This window comes from Streptomyces sp. NPDC026417 (genome assembly GCF_055567695.1).
This window is the reverse complement of the sequence record NZ_JBVHPY010000010.1, coordinates 220500-238002: the sequence shown is the minus strand read 5'-3', so window position 1 is coordinate 238002 and position 17503 is coordinate 220500. Positions and strand designations below refer to the sequence as shown.

General features: G+C 69.6%; 15 protein-coding genes and 1 tRNA gene. 12 read left to right on the top strand and 4 right to left on the bottom strand.

Features of this window, described 5'->3' with window-relative positions:
* Positions 1-143: 143 nt before the first annotated feature.
* The 9 genes from ACZ4NT_RS18445 to ACZ4NT_RS18405 all read left to right on the top strand — a co-directional run bounded on the left by ACZ4NT_RS18445 (position 144) and on the right by ACZ4NT_RS18405 (position 10231).
* Positions 144-2423, top strand: a complete 2280-nt coding sequence (locus tag ACZ4NT_RS18445) for an FdhF/YdeP family oxidoreductase (RefSeq protein WP_467726302.1) — start codon at positions 144-146, stop codon at positions 2421-2423.
* Between the two features lie 61 nt (positions 2424-2484).
* Positions 2485-2973 carry a hotdog fold thioesterase gene (locus ACZ4NT_RS18440; RefSeq protein ID WP_121403618.1) on the top strand — a complete coding sequence of 163 codons (489 nt, stop codon included), beginning with the start codon at positions 2485-2487 and terminating at the stop codon, positions 2971-2973.
* A 189-nt stretch (positions 2974-3162) separates the two neighbouring features.
* Entirely contained in the window at positions 3163-3573 is a 411-nt protein-coding gene (locus ACZ4NT_RS18435; RefSeq protein WP_467726300.1) for a hypothetical protein, read from the top strand.
* Entirely contained in the window at positions 3570-4196 is a 627-nt protein-coding gene (locus ACZ4NT_RS18430) for a Tat pathway signal sequence domain protein (protein WP_467726368.1), read from the top strand. The genes ACZ4NT_RS18435 and ACZ4NT_RS18430 overlap by 4 nt, the downstream gene beginning before the upstream one ends.
* A gap of 287 nt (positions 4197-4483) precedes the next feature.
* A complete protein-coding gene (locus tag ACZ4NT_RS18425; RefSeq protein WP_183116878.1) occupies positions 4484-5716 on the top strand; it encodes a branched-chain amino acid ABC transporter substrate-binding protein in 1233 nt (410 codons plus the stop codon).
* 120 nt (positions 5717-5836) lie between these two features.
* On the top strand, positions 5837-6769 hold the full coding sequence (locus ACZ4NT_RS18420) for a branched-chain amino acid ABC transporter permease (protein ID WP_121403615.1): 933 nt from the start codon (positions 5837-5839) through the stop codon (positions 6767-6769).
* Positions 6770-6774: 5 nt separating this feature from the next.
* Complete coding sequence (locus tag ACZ4NT_RS18415) at positions 6775-8601, top strand: ABC transporter permease subunit (protein WP_121403614.1); 1827 nt, start codon at positions 6775-6777, stop codon at positions 8599-8601.
* 5 nt (positions 8602-8606) lie between these two features.
* Positions 8607-9518 (top strand): ABC transporter ATP-binding protein, encoded by a 912-nt coding sequence (locus tag ACZ4NT_RS18410; protein ID WP_121403613.1) that lies wholly within the window; start codon positions 8607-8609, stop codon positions 9516-9518.
* On the top strand, positions 9515-10231 hold the full coding sequence (locus ACZ4NT_RS18405; protein ID WP_121403612.1) for an ABC transporter ATP-binding protein: 717 nt from the start codon (positions 9515-9517) through the stop codon (positions 10229-10231). Before ACZ4NT_RS18410 ends, ACZ4NT_RS18405 begins: the two co-directional genes overlap by 4 nt.
* A gap of 85 nt (positions 10232-10316) precedes the next feature.
* Here ACZ4NT_RS18405 and ACZ4NT_RS18400 read toward each other — a convergent pair whose 3' ends face one another.
* Positions 10317-10973, bottom strand: a complete 657-nt coding sequence (locus ACZ4NT_RS18400) for a response regulator (protein WP_121403611.1) — start codon at positions 10971-10973, stop codon at positions 10317-10319.
* A 104-nt stretch (positions 10974-11077) separates the two neighbouring features.
* Here ACZ4NT_RS18400 and ACZ4NT_RS18395 point away from each other — a divergent pair.
* Positions 11078-11152, top strand: a tRNA-Leu gene (locus tag ACZ4NT_RS18395).
* 106 nt (positions 11153-11258) lie between these two features.
* Positions 11259-12020, top strand: a complete 762-nt coding sequence (locus ACZ4NT_RS18390) for a helix-turn-helix domain-containing protein (protein WP_467726297.1) — start codon at positions 11259-11261, stop codon at positions 12018-12020.
* 43 nt (positions 12021-12063) lie between these two features.
* On the opposite strand, the gene pyk is transcribed toward ACZ4NT_RS18390, so the two are convergent.
* Complete coding sequence (pyk, locus tag ACZ4NT_RS18385) at positions 12064-13500, bottom strand: pyruvate kinase (RefSeq protein ID WP_121403609.1); 1437 nt, start codon at positions 13498-13500, stop codon at positions 12064-12066.
* Between the two features lie 127 nt (positions 13501-13627).
* Entirely contained in the window at positions 13628-14314 is a 687-nt protein-coding gene (locus ACZ4NT_RS18380; protein ID WP_121403608.1) for an SIMPL domain-containing protein, read from the bottom strand.
* Between the two features lie 139 nt (positions 14315-14453).
* On the opposite strand from ACZ4NT_RS18380, the gene ACZ4NT_RS18375 reads away from it, so the two are divergent.
* Positions 14454-16259, top strand: coding sequence for a bifunctional metallophosphatase/5'-nucleotidase (locus ACZ4NT_RS18375; RefSeq protein ID WP_467726295.1), 1806 nt, complete (start codon positions 14454-14456; stop codon positions 16257-16259).
* Between the two features lie 63 nt (positions 16260-16322).
* Here the strand turns inward: ACZ4NT_RS18375 and ACZ4NT_RS18370 are convergent, their stop codons facing one another.
* Positions 16323-17471 carry a GDSL-type esterase/lipase family protein gene (locus ACZ4NT_RS18370; RefSeq protein WP_121403606.1) on the bottom strand — a complete coding sequence of 383 codons (1149 nt, stop codon included), beginning with the start codon at positions 17469-17471 and terminating at the stop codon, positions 16323-16325.
* Between the last annotated feature and the right edge of the window lie 32 nt (positions 17472-17503).

Below are 17503 nucleotides of genomic sequence, written 5' to 3'. Positions count from 1 at the left end.
GCCACGCCCCACTGACAGCGAGAGCCGTCCGGGCCCGGGCGCCGTCGCCGTCACCGGCCCGTGCGAGGATCGGAGACGTCCGGAATCCGGGGGCGGGGCCCGGACGAACACAGCACACGCGTGCACGCGAAGGGGTCGAAGCGATGGCCAGCAAGCCGCCCAAGGGCGATCCGGTCCAGGACGCGCCGCAGGTCGCCGAGCCGCAGCACGCGGCGGCCGGCCTGCCCGCCATCGGGCACACCCTGCGCGTCGCCCAGCAGCAGATGGGCGTCCGCCGCACCGCCCTCACCCTCCTGCGGGTCAACCAGAAGGACGGCTTCGACTGCCCGGGCTGCGCCTGGCCGGAGCCGGAGCACCGGCACACGGCGGAGTTCTGCGAGAACGGCGCGAAGGCGGTCGCCGAGGAGGCGACCCTGCGCCGGGTCACCCCGGACTTCTTCGCCGCGCACCCGGTCGCCGACCTCGCCGGCCGCAGCGGCTACTGGCTGGGGCAGCAGGGCCGCCTCACCCAGCCGGTGTACCTGGCGGAGGGCGCCGACCGCTACGAGCCGGTGACCTGGGAGCGGGCCTTCGACATCGTCGCCGAGGAGCTCACCGCGCTCGGCTCCCCCGACGAGGCCGTCTTCTACACCTCCGGCCGCACCAGCAACGAGGCCGCCTTCCTCTACCAGCTGTTCGCCCGCGAGCTCGGCACGAACAACCTGCCGGACTGCTCGAACATGTGCCACGAGTCCTCGGGGTCGGCGCTGACCGAGACCCTGGGCGTCGGCAAGGGCAGCGTCCTGCTGGACGACCTGTACCAGGCCGACCTGATCATCGTCGCCGGCCAGAACCCGGGCACGAACCACCCGCGCATGCTGTCCGCGCTGGAGAAGGCCAAGGCGAACGGCGCGAAGATCATCACGGTCAACCCGCTGCCCGAGGCGGGCCTGGAGCGGTTCAAGAACCCGCAGACCCCCCGGGGCATGATCAAGGGCGCCGCCCTCACCGACCTGTTCCTGCAGATCCGCCTCGGCGGCGACCAGGCCCTCTTCCGCCTCCTGAACAAGCTGGTCCTGGAGACCGAGGGCGCCGTGGACGAGGAGTTCGTCCGCGAACACACCCACGGGTACGAGGAGTTCGCCGAGGCCGCCCGCGCCGCCGACTGGGACGAGACCCTCACCGCGACGGGCCTCGGCCGGGCGGAGATCGACGCGGCCCTGCGGATGGTCCTCGCCTCCCGGCGCACCATCGTCTGCTGGGCCATGGGCCTCACGCAGCACAAGCACGCGGTGCCGACCATCCGCGAGGTCGTCAACTTCCTGCTGCTGCGCGGCAACATCGGCCGGCCGGGCGCGGGCGTCTGCCCGGTGCGCGGCCACTCGAACGTGCAGGGCGACCGCACGATGGGCATCTTCGAGCGACCCGCGCCCGCGTTCCTCGACGCGCTGGAGAGGGAGTTCGGTTTCGCCCCGCCCCGCGAGCACGGCTACGACGTGGTCCGGGCCATCCGCGCCCTGCGCGACGGCGAGGCGAAGGTCTTCTTCGCGATGGGCGGCAACTTCGTCTCCGCCTCGCCCGACACGGACGTCACCGAGGCGGCGATGCGGCGCGCCCGCCTGACCGTGCACGTGTCGACGAAGCTCAACCGCTCGCACGCGGTCACCGGCGCACGCGCCCTCATCCTGCCCACGCTCGGCCGCACCGAGCGCGATCTCCAGGGCGGCGGCGAGCAGTTCGTGACCGTCGAGGACTCCATGGGCATGGTGCACGCCTCACGCGGCCGCCTGGCGCCCGCGAGCCCGCATCTGCTGTCCGAGCCGGCCATCGTGTGCCGCCTCGCGCGCCGCGTGCTCGGCGACCGCAGCGCGACGCCCTGGGAGGAGTTCGAGAAGGACTACGCGACGATCCGCGACCGCATCGCCCGCGTCGTCCCCGGCTTCGACGACTTCAACGCGCGCGTGGCCGACCCCGCCGGCTTCGCCCTCCCCCACGCCCCGCGCGACGAGCGCCGCTTCCCCACCGCCACCGGCAAGGCCAACTTCACGGCCGCGCCCGTCGAGCACCCGCACCTTCCCGAGGGCCGCCTGCTTCTGCAGACCCTGCGCTCCCACGACCAGTACAACACCACGATCTACGGCCTCGACGACCGCTACCGCGGTATCAGGAACGGCCGCCGCGTCGTCCTCGTCCATCCCGAGGACGCCCGCGCCCTCGGGGTGGCCGACGGCTCGTACGTCGACCTGGTCGGGGAATGGCGGGACGGCGTCGAGCGCCGCGCGCCCGGGTTCCGGGTCGTGCACTACCCCACCGCCCGGGGCTGCGCCGCCGCCTACTACCCCGAGACCAACGTCCTCGTCCCCCTCGACGCGACCGCCGACACCAGCAACACCCCGGCGAGCAAGTCCGTGGTCGTCCGTCTGGAACAATCGGCGACCGACTGAGCGTTTGCTCAGCAACAGTGATCCACGACGACGTGATCCACGACGAACGGAGCCGGGCCCGATGGGCGAGCAGCACACCGTGAAGTTCCCGCAAGAGGTCATCGACGAGTACGCCTCCCTCGGCGTCGACCTGCCCGCGCTCTTCTCCGCGGGCCACCTCGGCACCCGCATGGGCGTGCAGATCCTCGAAGCCTCCGCCGACCGCGTCGTGGGCACCATGCCGGTCGAGGGCAACACCCAGCCCTACGGACTCCTGCACGGGGGCGCCTCGGCCGTCCTCGCCGAGACCCTTGGCTCCATCGGCGCCATGCTCCACGGCGGCAGCTCCAAGCTCGCCGTCGGCGTCGACCTGAACTGCACCCACCACCGCGGCGCGCGCTCCGGGCTGGTGACCGGTGTGGCCACGCCGCTGCACCGCGGCCGGTCGACGGCGACGTACGAGATCGTGATCAGCGACGAGGACGGGCGGCGCGTGTGCAGCGCGCGGCTGACCTGCATGCTTCGGGACGTGAACCCGGGCGACGCGGAGCGGGTGCGCTCGGCCGGCTGATCGCCCCACGGAGCGGCCGGACGGGTCGCGCGGCCGCCGAGGCCCGTCCCGGCGGCCCGCGGCGGGCCTTCTCCGGCCGCCGGCCGCTCCCGGCCGTCGCGGTGCGTGACCTGGCGGCCCTGCCGGCCGGGGTCCGGCGCCGTGCGCCCCCTCTGGCTAGAACCGGCCGCCAGGCCCTAGCGTCAGGGCATGGCAACGGGAGGAACCCCCCGGGCGGCGGCCGCGCTCGTGCCGGCGCTGGCGCTGCTGACGGGCGCTCTGCTCACCGGATGCGGAGACTCCGATTCCACGGGCCCGGCCACCGCCGGCGCCGGCACGGCGTCCGCATCCGCCTCGGCCACACCCCCGGAGGACCTGTGCACGCGGATCGTCGCCCACTGGTCGCGCGAGGTGCTGGACGAGGACACCTACGGGGACTACCAGTCGATGGGGCTGTCCAACGGGCAGTACGAGATCCTGCGGGACGTCGTGGACGCCGCGCGGGCCGAGAGCAAACGCCAAGGCCCCGCGGCCGCAAGGAAGTTGATCGACCGTGAGGCCCGCAGGGGCTGCGAGGCGTGGTACCGCACCGGCGGCCCGAGCAACGGGCCGTGGCAGTGAGCGGCGTCGGCCCGCTCGAACCCGGCGAGGGCACGCACGCCCGGGACGCACCGGAGCCGAACTCCCCTCGCCCACAAGCCCGTTCACGCGGCCGCATCGGGCCCTGGTACGCCCGCCACCGGCGTCCGGCGCTCGCCGCGGCCACCGCCACCGCCCTTCTCGCGGGCGGCGGTTACCTCTACGCCACCCGGCCGCACGGGGCACCGTCGCCACCGCCCCCACCACCGCCCTACCCCTCCCAGGTCGTGGACGTCAGCTACCTCGAATCGGTGGCCGCACCCAGGGGAGTTCAGCCGGGCAGCTTCAGCTTCGCGGTCGCACTGAGCGTCCTCTCCGGGCCCCCGGTCACCGTGACGCGCATGTCCCAGCCGTACGCCGGCCTGACCCTCACCACGGCGCCGCGGGCCCCGTTCCGGACGCGAGCGGGATCCAGCCGCAGGATCGTGGTCACCCTGCACGTCACGGACTGCCGCCGGGCCCCGAAAAACGCCGGACTGCCTTTCCTGGACGTAACTCTGCGTAATACGCGCGCAATACAGGCCCACAGTTTCATCCTCGGCACACGCTATGCCCAGCACCTCTCGGCGGCCCTGCAAGTCGCCTGCAGCAACGAATTTCGGTAATCAGCAAAAGGCTTGAGACACCTGAACAAGCGCGGTCAAGTCCTGCACGTTCTCACCATGCGGACAGGGCGAATCGGCCGTAAGTCCGCTGTTCCGCCCATGAAGCACCGCTCTGCATTACGTCGTGTCATAACAAGAGCGTCACAGCCTCCCCCAGACCCTCCTCGATGTTCCTCACACCCGCTTAGAGTCACGGCCAGTCACCGCGCCCCGGAAATTCACTTCGGCCCAGCGCACCGACTCGGCCGCTTCCAGGGGGAAGGGCCGTGCCAGGGAAAGGACTGATCGTGCGCCAACGTTCGCTCATCGCCATCACCGCCGCGCTGGCGGCGGGAGCACTCACCCTCACCGCCTGCGGTTCGCGCGACGACGACGGCGGCTCGGACTCGAACAACGGGGGCGGCACCACCGTCACCATCGGAGTCGACGCCCCGCTGACCGGCGACCTGTCCGCGCTGGGCCTGGGTATCAAGAACTCGGTCGACCTCGCCGCCAAGACGGCCAACAAGGACAAGGTCGTCGACGGAGTCACCTTCAAGGTCGAGGCCCTCGACGACCAGGCGCAGCCCTCCTCGGGCCAGCAGAACGCCTCCCAGTTCGTCGCCAACAAGGACGTCATCGGCGTCGTCGGCCCGCTGAACTCCTCCGTCGCGGAGTCCATGCAGAAGGTCTTCGACGACGCCAAGCTCGTCGAGATCTCGCCCGCCAACACCGGCCCCGGCCTCACCCAGGGCGCCGACTGGCAGAACAAGAAGGTCCGCACGTACAAGTCGTACTTCCGCACCGCGACCACGGACGCCATCCAGGGCCCGTTCGCCGCGCAGTACGTCTACAACGACGCGAAGAAGAAGAAGGTCTTCGTCATCGACGACAAGAAGACCTACGGCGCCGGCCTCGCCGCCACCTTCACCGAGGAGTTCAAGAAGATCGGCGGCAAGGTGGTCGGCTCCGACCACATCGACCCCGACACCAAGGACTTCTCCGCGGTCGCCACCAAGGTCAAGAACTCGGGCGCCGACGTCGTCTACTACGGCGGCGAGTACCCGCAGGCCGGCCCGCTCAGCAAGCAGATCAAGGCGTCCGGCGCCAAGGTCCCGCTCGTCGGCGGCGACGGCATCTACGACCCGACCTTCATCAAGCTCGCCGGCGCCAAGAGCACCGGTGACCTGGCCACCTCCGTCGGTGCCCCGGTCGAGGAGCTCCCCTCCGCCAAGGAGTTCGTCGCCGACTACAAGGCGGCGGGCTACAAGGAGGAGTACGCGGCCTACGGCGGTTACTCCTACGACGCCGCCTGGGCGATCATCCAGGCCGTGAAGCAGGTCGTCGACGACAACGACGGCAAGCTGCCGTCCGACGCCCGCGCGAAGATCACGGCCGCTGTTCAGAACGTCTCCTTCGACGGTGTGACCGGCAAGGTCGCCTTCGACGAGTTCGGTGACGCCACCAACAAGCAGCTCACCGTGTACGCCGTCGAGAACGGCGCCTGGAAGGCCGTGAAGTCCGGTACCTACACCGGCTGACCCACCGCACCACCGATGAGCCGCGCGGGGCGCCGCACCACAGGCGCCCCGCGCGGACTCACATCCGGGTCACCCCCGGTCACATCCGTCGAACGTCCGAAAGTCTCGGAGGACATTGCGGTGAACGAACTGCCGCAGCAGCTGGTCAACGGCCTGCTACTGGGATCCATGTACGGGCTGGTCGCCATTGGCTACACAATGGTCTACGGCATCGTCCAGCTCATCAACTTCGCCCACGGCGAGATCTTCATGATCGGGGGCTTCGGCGCTCTCACGGTCTACCTGTACGTGCTGCCCGACGGCACCACCATGTGGATCGCCCTGCCGCTCATGCTCCTCGGGGCCGTCCTCGCCGCAGTCGTCGTCGCCGTGGGAGCGGAACGATTCGCCTACCGCCCCCTGCGCACCGCCCCACGCCTCGCCCCGCTCATCACCGCCATCGGCCTCTCCCTCGCCCTGCAGCAGGCCGTGTGGGCCTGGTACCCCGGTGCCAAGGAATCCATCAACTTCCCCGAGATCGACGGCGGCCCGTTCGAGATCGGCAGCGTCACCATCCAGACCGGCGACGTGTTCCTCCTCGTCGCCGCCCCGATCAGCATGGCGATCCTCGCCTACTTCGTCATGAAGACCCGCACCGGGCGCGGCATGCAGGCCACCGCCCAGGACCCCGACACCGCCAAGCTCATGGGCATCAACACCGACCGCATCATCGTGGTCGCCTTCGCCCTCGGCGCAGCGTTCGCCGCCGTCGGAGCCGTCGCCTACGGCCTCAAGTACGGCCAGGTCCAGTTCCGCATGGGCTTCATCCTCGGCCTCAAGGCCTTCACCGCGGCCGTCCTCGGCGGCATCGGCAACATCTACGGCGCCATGATCGGCGGCCTCGTCCTCGGCATCGCCGAGACCATGGCCACCGCCTACATCGCCGACGTCCCCGGCATGGACCAGCTCGGCGGCCAGTCCTGGGCCAACGTCTGGGCGTTCGTACTCCTCATCCTCGTGCTCCTCTTCAGGCCGCAGGGCCTGCTCGGCGAGCGCGTCGCGGACAGGGCGTGACACCGATGACCACACAGACCACACCGCCCCAGACCCCCGCCGCCCCCACCACGGGCGCGTCCAAGGGCCTCATCGGCATACCGCCCGCCACCGGCCGCGCGCTCGCCACCGGCGGCGGCGCCCTCGCGGTCGTCTCCACCTTCCTCGCCTGGACGTGGACCTCCGCCTTCCCCGGCGACCTCACCGTCTACGGCTACCCCGGCGGCCTCCAGGTCCTCGTCCTCATCGGCGGGCTCCTCACCACCCTCTTCGGCCTCGCCTCCTACGGCGTCAAGGGCCTGGGCTGGCTCACCCCCTCCGGCGCCGACGGCGCCCTCAAGCTCGCGGCACTCGGCACCTTCGCCACCGCCTGGTTCACCGTCATCGCCATCACCGTCAACCTCGGTGGCGTCGTCAACCTCGAACCCGGTGGCTACATCGTCGCCGCCGTCACCCTGATCGCCCTCCTCGGCGCCCTCTCCCTGCCCTTCGAGCGCCCGGCACCCGAGCCGGTCGACGACGAGGACACCCGGTGGGAGCAGTTCCTGCACCACGCCCGCCACGCCGGCGCCGTCACCCGGGCCACCTTCGCGAGCGGTCCCACCCGGCCCGCCCGCAAGATCCCCGCCTACGCCGAGATCCTCGTGATCATCCTGGCCATGGCACTCGGCCTGACGATCTTCACGTACGGCATCGGCACCGAATACGACGAACTCTTCGTCGGCTTCCTCATCACCGTCGGCTTCGGCTTCGCCGCCATCGCCAAGGCCGGGCTCGTGGCCCGGGTCTCGGCCATCACGACCAAGCACCGCACCATCACCATGACCGGTGCGTTCGTCGCCGCCGCGGCCTTCCCGTTCACCCAGTCCGACGACCGCTACGCGACCATCGGCGTCTACATCCTGATCTTCGCCACCGTCGCCCTCGGCCTCAACATCGTCGTCGGCCTCGCCGGCCTCCTCGACCTCGGATACGTCGCCTTCCTCGGCGTCGGCGCCTACACCGCCGCCCTCGTGTCCGGCTCCCCCTCCTCCCCCCTCCACGTCCACTGGCCCTTCTGGGCCTCCGCCATCGCAGGCGCCGTCGTCGCCATGATCTTCGGCGTCATCATCGGCGCACCCACCCTCCGCCTGCGCGGCGACTACCTCGCCATCGTCACCCTCGGCTTCGGAGAGATCTTCCGCATCACCGTCCTCAACATGGACGGCACCTCCGGCCCCGACGTGACCAACGGCTCCAACGGCATCTCCTCGATCCCGAACCTCAACATCTTCGGCTTCGACTTCGGCCAGGAACACAGCTTCGGCGGATTCACCATCGCGCGATTCGCCAACTACTTCCTGCTGATGCTCCTCATCACCCTCATCGTCGTGGTGGTCTTCCGGCGCAGCAGCGACTCCCGCATCGGCCGCGCCTGGATCGCCATCCGCGAGGACGAGACCGCCGCACTCGCCATGGGCATCAACGGCTTCCGCGTCAAGCTCATCGCCTTCGCCCTCGGCGCCTGCCTCGCCGGCCTCGCCGGCTCCGTCCAGGCCCACGTCACCTACACCGTGACACCCGAGCAGTACCAGTTCGCCCACGTCGTCCCGCCCAACTCGGCCTTCCTCCTCGCGGCGGTCGTCCTCGGCGGCATGGGCACCATCAGCGGACCCCTCGTCGGCGCCGCCCTGCTCTACCTCATCCCCGCGAAACTCCAGTTCCTCGGCGACTACCAGCTCCTCGCCTTCGGCATCACGCTGGTCCTCCTGATGCGCTTCCGCCCCGAAGGCCTCATCCCCAACCGGCGGCGCCAGCTCGAGTTCCACGAAGAGGCGGAAGCACCCGCAGTCCTCAGCAAGGCAGGGGCCTGACCACCATGACGACCGACACCACCACCAAAGACACCGGCCCCGGCGCCCACACCCCCGGCGAGCCCGTCCTCAACGCCCGCGGCGTCACCATGCGCTTCGGCGGCCTCACCGCCGTCCGCAACGTCGACCTCACCGTCAACGCCGGAGAGATCGTCGGCCTCATCGGCCCCAACGGCGCCGGCAAGACCACCTTCTTCAACTGCCTCACCGGCCTCTACATCCCCACCGAGGGCGAAGTCCGGTTCAAAGGCAACGTCCTGCCCCCGAAGTCCTTCAAGGTCACCGCGGCCGGCATCGCCCGCACCTTCCAGAACATCCGCCTGTTCGCCAACATGACGGTTCTGGAAAACGTGCTCGTCGGCCGCCACACCCGGACCAAGGAAGGCCTGTGGTCCGCGCTGCTGCGCGGACCCGGCTTCCACAAGGCCGAAGCCGCCTCCCGCGCCCACGCCATGGAACTCCTCGAGTTCGTCGGCCTGGACGCCAAGGCCGAACACCTCGCCCGCAACCTGCCCTACGGCGAACAGCGCAAGCTCGAAATCGCCCGCGCCCTCGCCAGCGAACCCGGCCTGCTCCTGCTCGACGAGCCCACCGCCGGCATGAACCCCCAGGAAACGCGGGCGACCGAGGAACTCGTCTTCGCCATCCGCGACCGCGGCATCGCCGTCCTCGTCATCGAGCACGACATGCGCTTCATCTTCAACCTCTGCGACCGCGTCGCCGTCCTCGTCCAGGGCGAGAAGCTCGTCGAGGGCGACAGCGCCACCGTCCAGGGCGACGAACGCGTCGTCGCCGCCTACCTCGGCGAACCCTTCGAAGGCGCCCCCGGCAACGACGAACTCACCGAAGTCGAGAACGCCGAGGCACAGGCCGCCCCCGCCACGGACGCCGCGCCCGGCAAGGAGAACGACCGATGACCGCACTCCTCGAGGTCGAGGACCTCCGCGTCGCCTACGGCAAGATCGAAGCCGTCAAGGGCATCTCGTTCAAGGTCGAAGCGGGCGAAGTCGTCACCCTCATCGGCACCAACGGCGCCGGCAAGACCACCACCCTGCGCACCCTCTCCGGCCTCCTCAAGCCGGCCGGCGGCCAGATCAAGTTCCAGGGCAAGTCGCTCAAGAAGACCCCCGCCCACCAGATCGTCTCCCTCGGGCTCGCCCACTCCCCCGAGGGGCGGCACATCTTCCCCCGCATGACGATCGAGGACAACCTCCGCCTCGGCGCCTTCCTCCGCAACGACAAGGCAGGCATCGAGAAGGACATCCAGCGCGCCTACGACCTCTTCCCCATCCTCGGGGAACGACGGAAGCAGGCCGCCGGCACCCTCTCCGGCGGCGAACAGCAGATGCTCGCCATGGGCCGGGCCCTCATGTCCCAGCCCAAACTGCTCATGCTCGACGAACCCTCCATGGGCCTCTCGCCGATCATGATGCAGAAGATCATGGCCACCATCGCCGAACTCAAGTCCCAGGGCACCACCATCCTGCTCGTCGAACAGAACGCCCAGGCGGCGCTCTCGCTCGCCGACCACGGACACGTCATGGAGATCGGCAACATCGTCCTCTCCGGCAGCGGACAGGACCTCCTCCACGACGAATCCGTCCGCAAGGCCTACCTCGGCGAGGACTGATCCACCGCCCCCACCGAACACACGAAGAGGCCCGCCACCCCACCAACGGGGTCGCGGGCCTCTCACACGCTCCGAACCAGGAGGACTAGCCCTTCGACGCCTTCTTCTCCTCAGCGTCCTGAATGACCGCCTCCGCCACCTGCTGCATCGACATCCGGCGATCCATCGACGTCTTCTGGATCCACCGGAACGCCGCCGGCTCCGTCAGCCCGTACTCCGTCTGCAACACCGACTTCGCACGGTCCACCAGCTTCCGCGTCTCCAGCCGCTGGCTGAGGTCCGCGACCTCCTTCTCCAGCTCCTTCAACTCCGTGAACCGCGACACCGCCATCTCGATCGCCGGCACCACGTCACTCTTGCTGAACGGCTTCACCAGGTACGCCATCGCACCCGCGTCCCGCGCCCGCTCCACCAGATCCCGCTGCGAGAACGCCGTCAGCATCAGCACCGGCGCGATGCTCTCCTCGGCGATCTTCTCCGCCGCCGAGATCCCGTCCAGCTTCGGCATCTTCACATCGAGGATCACCAGGTCCGGCCGGTGCTCCCGGGCCAGCTCGACGGCCTGCTCACCGTCGCCCGCCTCACCGACGACGGTGTAGCCCTCCTCCTCCAGCATCTCCTTGAGGTCGAGACGGATCAGGGCCTCGTCCTCGGCGATGACGACACGGGTCGTCAGCGGAGGTACGTGCGACTTGTCGTCGTCGGGCGCGTCCACGGGCTGGGGCGACTCGGGGGCGGTCACGGGGTGCTCCTCGTTCCAGGGCAGGCAAGTACTGCTCCCAAGAGCGTACCTAGCTGCGGTAAGGTGGTCGGGCAGCGGGTCGGGGTGAACCTTGGATTCGCTGGGCCCCGGTAGCCCAATTGGCAGCAGGCAATGGATTCAAAACCCATACAGTGTCGGTTCGAGTCCGACCCGGGGCACTTTTCCTTGGATTACAAGGTCACCCCTTAGAAGCGGATGTCCACCTTCTCGTGAACATCCGCTTTTTGCCGCACACCTCCGTGAACTCTTTCGCACAGTGTTCGCATGTACGACATCACCACCCGCAGACGAGCACTCGAGCTGGTGGAACAGGGCCGCAGCCTGAATGCGGTGAGCCGGGAGACAGGTATCTCCCGCTCGGCCATCCGCTCCTGGCAAAAACACCTCGAGCCGATGCCGCGCATGTCACCTCCGCCGCCGCCCGACCCACCGGCCGACCGGGCTTCGTACGCCTATCTGCTGGGCCTCTATCTCGGCGACGGCTGCATCAGCCCCGGTCCGCGCGGCACCGGCCACTACCTCCGCATCGCGTGCGCCGACAAGTGGCCAGGGCTCGTCGCGGCCTGCGAGGCGGCCATGCGCGCGATCAGTCCCACGCGCACAGCTCACCGCGTGCAGGCCGACGGCTGCGTGTCGGTGGTCGGCTATTACCCGCACTGGCCCGCCCTCTTCCCCCAGCACGGGCCCGGCAAGAAGCACGAGCGGGCGATCGTGCTGGAGGGGTGGCAGCGGGAGATCGTCGACGCTCATCCGTGGGAGTTCGTTCGGGGGCTCATCCACTCCGACGGGTGCCGGATCACCAACTGGACGACGCGCGTCGTCGCCGGTGAGCGCAAGCGTTATGAGTATCCCCGGTACTTCTTCACCAACGTCTCCGACGACATCCGCCGGCTGTACACCGGCACCCTCGACCGGCTCGGTGTCGCGTGGACGCACTGCACCCGGCACGGGAACGCCTACAACATCTCCGTGGCCCGCAGGGCCGACGTGGCTCTGATGGATGCGCACGTGGGTCCCAAGTACTGAGTCCGGCGCGGTGGGCCCCTCCTCACGTGGGGCCCGGCGCCGGCTACTTGGGGGTGTCGTCCTCGCCGATGTGGTGGACGCGGACGAGGTTGGTCGAGCCGGAGACGCCGGGCGGGGAGCCGGCGGTGATCACGACCATGTCGCCCTTCCGGCAGCGGCCGATCTTCAGGAGCTGCTCGTCGACCTGGTCGACCATGGCGTCGGTGGAGTCGACGTGCGGACCGAGGAAGGTCTCCACACCCCAGGTGAGGGTGAGCTGGGACCTGGTGGCGGGGTCGGGCGTGAACGCCAGGAGCGGGATCGGCGAGCGGTAGCGCGAGAGCCGCCGCACCGTGTCGCCGGACTGGGTGAAGGCGACGAGGAACCTGGCGCCGAGGAAGTCGCCGATGTCGGCGGCGGCGCGGGCGACGGAGCCTCCCTGGGTGCGCGGCTTGTTGCGCTCGGTCAGCGGGGGCAGGCCCTTGGCGAGGATGTCCTCCTCGGCGGCTTCGACGATCCGGGACATGGTGCGGACGGTCTCGACGGGGTATTTGCCGACGCTGGTCTCGCCGGAGAGCATGACGGCGTCGGTGCCGTCGATGACGGCGTTCGCGACGTCGGAGGCCTCGGCGCGGGTCGGGCGGGAGTTCTCGATCATCGAGTCGAGCATCTGCGTGGCGACGATGACCGGCTTGGCGTTGCGCTTGGCGAGCTTGATGGCGCGCTTCTGGACGATGGGGACCTGTTCCAGGGGCATTTCGACGCCGAGGTCCCCGCGGGCGACCATGATGCCGTCGAAGGCGGCGACGATGTCCTCGATGTTGTCGACGGCCTGGGGCTTTTCGACCTTGGCGATGACGGGGAGGCGGCGGCCTTCCTCGTCCATGATGCGGTGGACGTCGTCGATGTCGCGGCCGCTGCGGACGAAGGAGAGGGCGATGACGTCGAATCCGGCGCGCAGGGCCCAGCGGAGGTCCGCTTCGTCCTTGTCGGAGAGGGCGGGGACGGAGACGGCGACGCCGGGGAGGTTGAGGCCCTTGTGGTCGGAGACCATGCCGCCTTCGACGACGGCGGTGTGGACGCGGGGGCCGTCGACGGAGGTGACTTCGAGGCAGACCTTGCCGTCGTCGACGAGGATGCGTTCGCCGGGGGTGACGTCGGTGGCGAGGCCGTCGTAGGTGGTGCCGCAGGTGTGGCGGTCGCCTTCGACGCCGTCTTCGACGGTGATGGTGAAGGTGTCGCCGCGTTCAAGGAGTACGGGTCCCTCGCGGAAGCGGCCGAGGCGGATCTTCGGGCCTTGAAGGTCGGCGAGGATTCCGACGCTGCGGCTCGTCTCGTCGGAGGCCTTGCGTACGCGCTGGTAGCGCTCCTCGTGTTCGGCGTAGGTGCCGTGGCTGAGGTTGAATCGGGCGACGTCCATTCCGGCTTCGACCAGTGCTTTGATCTGGTCGTACGAGTCGGTGGCGGGCCCCAGAGTACAAACGATTTTTGCTCGGCGCATGGTTCGAGCCTAGGCCTTACCGGCGGGTAGAGATTTGGGTGTGCGTGTCTGCCCAACGACCTTTGCGTGAAAGGCTATTGACAAGTGTTGAATTGTGCGCGGGGGCGCTCCGATGAGCGGCGCAGTGTCACAGGTTCGGGGGCGCCATGGTGAATCGGGCGGTGACCTGGGCGTGGACGTGCTGGCGTTGCGGTGCCAGGTCCAGGGGTGCGGTTTCCTCGGCGGAGTCGGTGGCGTAGGCCATGGTCCGCAGACCGCGGGCGAGCGGTTGGGCGGGGTCGGTGTCGGTGTCGGTGAGTTCGAGGAGTGCGGTGAGGGTGGTGCCGAGGGCCTCGGCGTATTCGCGGGCGCGTCGGACGGCTTCCTGGACGGCTTGTCGGCGTGCTCGGCCGTGGGCGGGTGATTGGGGGCGCAGGGTCCACCAGGGTCCGTCGACGCGGGTGAGTTCGAGGTCGGCGAGGCGGGCGGTGAGTTCGCCGAGTGCGGTGAAGTCGTTGAGTTCCGCGGTGAGGTGGACGTGGCCGTGGTGGGCGCGGACACGTTCGCCGCGGCCGTGGCGGGTGAGTTCGGGGCTGAGGGTGAGGGCGCCGGTTTCGAGGTGTTCGACGGCGTCTCCGTAGCTTTGGACGAGGTCGAGGGTGGCGGTGTTGCGCCGGGTGAGGTCGGCGAGGGTCGCGCGGCGGTCGGTTCCGCGGGCGGTGAGGGTGATGCCGATGCGGGCGGTGTCGGGGTCGGCTTCGAGGTGGGCTTCGCCGCGGACGGTGAGGTGGGGGGTGTCGGGGGTGCCGTGGGCGGAGGCGGGGGTGGGGGTCATACGTCCCACTGTGTCACCGGAGGGTGGGTTGTGGGGTCTGCCGGTCACCAGATCGAAACCTGCGGGATCTGTTCGGGGGTGTGGCGCCCGGGTCAGAATCTACGCGCGTCGTTCACCATCGCCCCGAGGAGTCACTGACATGCCGTTGAACCGCCGGAAGTTTCTGAAGAGGTCCGCCGTGACGGGCGCCGGGGTGGCGCTGACCGGGGCGGTGGGTGCTCCGGCCGCGCAGGCGGCGGTGGCGGAAGGGGCCTCGAAGCACCCGAAGCGGTACGCGCTGACGGTGATGGGCACGACCGATCTGCACGGGCACGTCTTCAACTGGGACTACTTCAAGGACGCGGAGTATTCCGACGCCAAGGGCAACGCCATGGGCCTGGCCAGGATTTCGACGCTGGTGGACCAGGTCCGCAAGGAGAAGGGCCGCGGGAACACGCTGCTGCTGGACGCGGGCGACACGATTCAGGGCACTCCGCTGACGTATTACTACGCGAAGGTGGATCCGATCACCGCCAAGGGTGGTCCGGTGCATCCGATGGCGCAGGCGATGAACGCGATCGGCTATGACGCCGTGGCGCTCGGCAACCACGAGTTCAATTACGGGATCGAGACGCTGCGGAAATTCGAGTCGCAGTGCGACTTCCCGCTGCTGGGTGCGAATGCGCTGGACGCGAAGACGCTGAAGCCGGCCTTCCCGCCGTACTTCATGAAGAAGTTCAAGGTGCCGGGTCTGCCGCCGGTGCGGGTGGCGGTGCTGGGGCTGACGAATCCTGGTATCGCGATCTGGGACAAGGCGTATGTGCAGGGCAAGTTGACGTTCCCGGGGCTGGAGGAGCAGGCGGCGAAGTGGGTGCCGAAGCTGCGGTCGATGGGTGCGGACGTCGTGGTCGTGTCGGCGCACAGTGGTTCGTCGGGGACGTCGTCGTACGGTGACCAGTTGCCGTACGTGGAGAATTCGGCCGCTCTGGTGGCGCAGCAGGTGCCGGGGATCGACGCGATCCTGGTGGGGCATGCGCATGTGGAGATTCCGGAGCTGAAGGTCACGAACACGGCGACGGGCCGGACGGTCGTGCTGTCGGAGCCGTTGTGCTACGCGGAGCGGTTGTCGCTCTTCGACTTCGAGCTGGTTTTCGAGAAGGGCCGGTGGCAGGTCGAGTCGGTGGCGGCGTCGCTGCGCGACTCGCGGACGGTCGCGGACGATCCGCGGATCACGAAGCTGCTGGGTGACGAGCACGATGCGGTCGTGAAGTACGTCAACCAGGTGGTGGGGACGGCGACGCAGACGCTGACGACGGTGGAGGCGCGGTACAAGGACGCGCCGATCATCGATCTCATCACGAAGGTGCAGGAGGACGTGGTCGCGGCGGCGCTGGCGGGCACGGAGTACGCCTCGCTGCCGGTGATCGCGCAGGCGTCGCCGTTCTCGCGTACGTCGGAGATCCCGGCGGGCGAGGTGACGATCCGGGACCTGTCGAGTCTGTACGTGTACGACAACACGCTGGTGGCGAAGTTGCTGACGGGCGCGCAGGTGCGGGCGTACCTGGAGTATTCGGCGGAGTACTTCGTGCGGACGGCTCCCGACGCGGCGGTGGACACGGAGAAGCTGACGAACGCGAACAACCGGCCGGACTACAACTACGACTACGTGTCGGGGTTGCAGTACGACATCGACATCGCGCAGGCGCCGGGTTCGCGGATCAAGAACCTGTCGTACAGGGGTGCGGCGCTGGCGGACGACCAGCAGTTCGTGTTCGCGGTGAACAACTACCGGGCGAACGGCGGTGGTGCCTTCCCGCACGTGGCGTCGGCGAAGGAGCTGTGGTCGGAGTCGACGGAGATCCGTACGCGGATCGCCGAGTGGGTCACCGCCAAGGGTGTTCTGGACCCGGCGGAGTTCGCGTCGGTGGACTGGCGGCTGACGCGGAACGGCACGCCGGTGTTCTAGGCCGTGGGGCGGGCCGGGCGGGACCTCGGGGGGTCGGCCCGGGTCCGTGGCCGCTTGCGGTGGTCACAGCGCCAGGAGGCTGAGGTCGACGGCGCGGGCGATGGCTTCGGCGCCCGCGTCGTTGACGTGGAGGCCGTCGCCGGCGTTGTACTCGGGGCGGATCCGGTCGGGCCGGTGGGGGTCGGCGACGGCGGCGGCGATGTCGACGACGGCGTCGAAGGGCTGGTCGGGGCCGAGGAGCCAGGCGTTGAGGTCGCGGCGGACGGCTTGGCCCTCGGGGGTGTCGATGCCGTCGTAGACGGTGCCGGCGTAGGGGCCGAGGGTGGAGCCGATGGCGGTGAGTCCGGCGGCGTGCAGGCGGTCGGCGAGGGTGGTGTAGCCGGCCTTGAGCCGGTCGGTGTCGGGCAGGTCGGGGGGTTCGGGGTAGGACTGGGCGCCGGCGAGGCCGAGGTCGTTGACGCCGATGTGGACGAGGACGTGGCTGACGCCGGGTACGGCGAGGACGTCGCGTTCGAGTCGGCCGAGGAGGTGTTCGCCGACTTCGTCGGTGAGGAGGCGGTTGCCGGGCAGGCCCTGGTTGACGATCCAGCCGCGGGTGAGCCGGCGGTTGAGGTGGCCGGGGATGCTGTGGTCGGTGCCGGGGGTGGTGAAGGCTCCGGCGATCCAGGAGTCTCCGAAGGCGACGGCGATGCGGGTGTCCGCGGGGGTGCGTACGTCGACGCCGGAGAGGAAGTGACCGGTCGTCAGTTCTTCGGCGTCCTGCAGGGTTTCGGCGTGGAGCTGGTCGCCGGGGGCGACGTGGCCGGTGTCGTACGGCACGCCGCTGTAGGTGCTGGGGCCGGTGTCGCCGGGCAGGTGGAGGCTGAGGGTGAGTTCCTGGCCTGCGGTGACGGGGCGTTCGACGGTGTCGGTGGTGATCTCCCGGCCCGCGGGGACGGTGACGGCGGTCTCTCCGCCGAAGCGCAGCACGGTGTCGGTGCCGGTGTCGATGGTGCCGCCTCGGGTGCGGGTGGCGGCGTGTGCGCCGGCGATCTCCAGGGGTGTTCTGCCGTAGCGGTTGCTGAGATGGATGCGGTACGCCTCGCCGCCGCCGGCGAGCCGTACGGTCTGGCGCAGGGTCTGGTCGCCGAAGGCGCGGGGCGGGAAGAGCTTGAGCGTCTCGTGGGGGTCGATGGCGGCGGCGCGGTGGGCGGCGGTCCAGGTGGTGGTCATGCCGGGCCAACGCGGCCGTCCGGGGGGCGTGT